Origin of the sequence: Pseudomonas paracarnis (assembly GCF_904063055.1) — a bacterium.
In the GTDB taxonomy this organism is placed as follows: Bacteria; Pseudomonadota; Gammaproteobacteria; order Pseudomonadales; family Pseudomonadaceae; genus Aquipseudomonas; species Aquipseudomonas paracarnis.
Genome location: NZ_CAJFCN010000039.1, coordinates 1 through 2,801, shown reverse-complemented (window position 1 = coordinate 2,801; position 2,801 = coordinate 1). Strand labels below are relative to the sequence as shown.

The window sequence follows — 2,801 nt, the reverse complement described above, 5'->3', positions numbered from 1 at the left end:
GTGGAGGCGCAAACCTCGCCCGTTATGTTCCTGGTCGTGATGAGAAAATTTGCCATCACCACTGAGGAGCTGGGCATGAGGGTTTCAATCGAGCTGGATCGTAAGGATGTTTTGTCCCTGATCGCTGTTTTTCTGCTGATGCTCCCGGATTCCGGGGCTTTGCGCGGTTCTGAGGCTGGCGAGTCCCTGCTTTACTTGATACATAGAAACAATGTGTTAGCAGGTGCTATGCTCGGCCCCACGAATAAGGGGGCCATGAATGGCGCATAAAAAAACCCCTGAGAACTCTTCCAACTTGGCAGGCGGGGAGTTCACAGGGGCTGACGAAGCTAGGCTTCTGGACGAGAGAATAACACGCTACGGCGTGGCTCACACAAGGTCTCAGGCGATGCTAGAACATCTCCGAAAGACCCCGTCCGAAGCGACCATCAAGACTGCCGCTAGCCTTGCCAGCTGTGGTAATTACCTGCATTTCCGGGAGTACTTCACCGTGGGCAAGGTACGGCTGCATAGCGCGACGTTCTGCAAGCAGCACCTGGTCTGTCCGTTGTGCGGCATTCGCCGCGGTGCCAAGGCTCTTGGGGCTTACTTGACCCGCTGGCAGGTGATCCAGGAGGAACGCCCGGATCTGCGGCCCTATCTCCTGACCCTAACAGTCAAAAACGGGCCGGATCTTGAAGAGCGTCAATCGCACCTCGCGAAGTCGCTACGTCGCTTGATGGATCGTCGTCGCTACTTCAATGCCGGTACTCGTGGCGCTCCCTGGACAGAGCTTTGCAAAGCCGAGGGGGCCGTCTACACCCTCGAGCTGACCAACAAGGGCAATGGCTGGCACCCGCATTGTCACATGATCATTCTGGCCACATCACAGCCCTCCCAAACCGACCTCAGCACCGAGTGGCACAAGATCACCGGTGACAGCATGGTCGTGGATTGCAGGCCCATCCTGGGCGATCCCGTTGAGGGTTTCATGGAGGTGTTCAAGTACGCCGTGAAATTCTCCGATCTGACCTTGGCTGACAACTGGCACGCGGCGCAGATCCTCAAGGGCAAGCGCCTGCTGAACAGCTTCGGCTTGTTCCGTGGCGTTGAGATTCCCGACTCGCTGCTCGATGAGCCGCTCGACGGGCTTCCGTACCTGGATAGGTTCTATCGCTACCTGGGCGATTCATACCAGCCGGCGAGCATCAGGGAGTGAGGGCAGGCGACAGCGTAGCGCCTGCCTGCCTCACTCCCTGAAATTGCCGCTCCTATGGCTCACCTATTGCTGCGGCAATAGGCCCAACAATAGGACCTGCAATACAACCGCCAAGAGCCAAAAACATAGAACCCAACAGCAAAATGCCGTCACCCCTGCGGGGCTCCGTGGCCGCCCCTCCGGGCCGCCCAAACCTCCCGGGGGAGCGCCCCGGAAGGCCTTCAGGGTTCTGAATCGCTGCGCGATCCGCCACCCTCTTTCCTCCCCTGCGCCCTGGACGGGCTTGTCTCGAAAATTCACCCGCGTGCGCGCCCGGCAAAGCCGGACCAACCCGCTTTCTGAGACTGCGCGACGCATCGGCGCGGGACTCCGTCCCTCCCTCTGCTGCTTCGGCTCGAAACCAGGTTGGTCCGGTTTCACCTGACGCGCACGCAAGCGGTGCGGCCGGATGCTTCGCACCCTGGTTTCGCCCTGGACGGGCTGCACCAGGGCAGAACGGAAAAATTCGGCCTGGGGGCCATTTTTCCTCACCCCCCTCGTGGGCTCGGGTGGCGTCTGTCAGGCTGTTTCCGTCGTCTTCGACGCCGGTTTATCAGAGCGGCTTTTGGCCGCTCTGGAAGCAGCTTTCGCTGCCCAAAGCCCTCTGCGCTATCATTCGATTTTCGTCTAGGAAAATTCCTCATGCAGCGTCTCGCCATACCTTCGGATTACGTCCTGCAGTTCATCCTGGGCCGCGCCTCCTATGTCCTCCCATGGGAGGACAAACTTTGCCCAGGTAATCCAGCAGATGATCCCGAAACTGGCGCAGAGGAATACAACGCATATGCCATCAAAAAGGCGCAGGAAGTCGGCAGAGCAACGAAACCAGACCCCGTGCTAGATGCAGTGTATTTGGCGTTAAAAACGCCTGGAGAGGCTTACAGGGCCCTTGCTGAGGATCTTGCGGAGGCTTATCAAGGTCGTTATAGGTTTCTCATAGACAATTTGGCCCAGTGGGACGAAGAAACCAGGTGGTTGAGGGCTGACCTGGTTTTTTCCAATTCTGAGCTTCGCCATTTGTCAGCCACGCAAGTGATGGCTTTACGAACAAGGGCCGCCGAGGCCTGACGCGCTGCGCTTGTCCCCTCGACCTCCATACGGGAACAGGTTCCCGTACTCCGATCGAGGCCAGTCCATCCACCGTTGAAATTCCTCAGGTCAGGGGCCGCGACCCCGGCTCGTCGTGACTCGCTTCACCGTCGCGGCGAACGGAGTCCCGGGCGGAGCGAACCCTTGACCCTTCGCTGATCAAATCACCCTCTGGCGCTCTGTTCCTGGCCACCGGCCGGGAGCGGAGGCCCCCAGCATGGGTGCTGTTGATTTTGCTTTTGGCGCTCTGGGTAGTATTGCGAAATGTTCTTCACCCCCCTCCCGGATCCTGTGGGGTGCTGTTACACCCCCACTTTACCGAAGACTCCTTCGTTTTTTGGCTCTGGAGTGGAGGCGCAAACCTCGCCCGTTATGTTCCTGGTCGTGATGAGAAAATTTGCCATCACCACTGAGGAGCTGGGCATGAGGGTTTCAATCGAGCTGGATCGTAAGGATGTTTTGTCCCTGATCGCTG

The 2,801-nt window shown here is 58.6% G+C and carries 4 protein-coding genes; all 4 read left to right on the top strand.

Annotated elements, in window-relative coordinates; genetic code table 11:
• Nucleotides 1–270 (top strand): hypothetical protein (locus JMV15_RS27760; RefSeq protein ID WP_201491980.1); only part of this gene is annotated, 270 nt, incomplete at its 5' end.
• Between the two features lie 118 nt (nucleotides 271–388).
• The gene (locus tag JMV15_RS27755; RefSeq protein WP_196492187.1) at nucleotides 389–1,198 is read left to right on the top strand and encodes a protein rep; all 810 of its coding nucleotides are present in this window, start codon (nucleotides 389–391) and stop codon (nucleotides 1,196–1,198) included.
• A 681-nt stretch (nucleotides 1,199–1,879) separates the two neighbouring features.
• Complete coding sequence (locus JMV15_RS27750; RefSeq protein ID WP_073454712.1) at nucleotides 1,880–2,305, top strand: hypothetical protein; 426 nt, start codon at nucleotides 1,880–1,882, stop codon at nucleotides 2,303–2,305.
• A gap of 285 nt (nucleotides 2,306–2,590) precedes the next feature.
• Nucleotides 2,591–2,801, top strand: a 211-nt coding sequence (locus JMV15_RS28530; RefSeq protein ID WP_235991968.1) for a hypothetical protein, incomplete at its 3' end; no start/stop codon positions are given.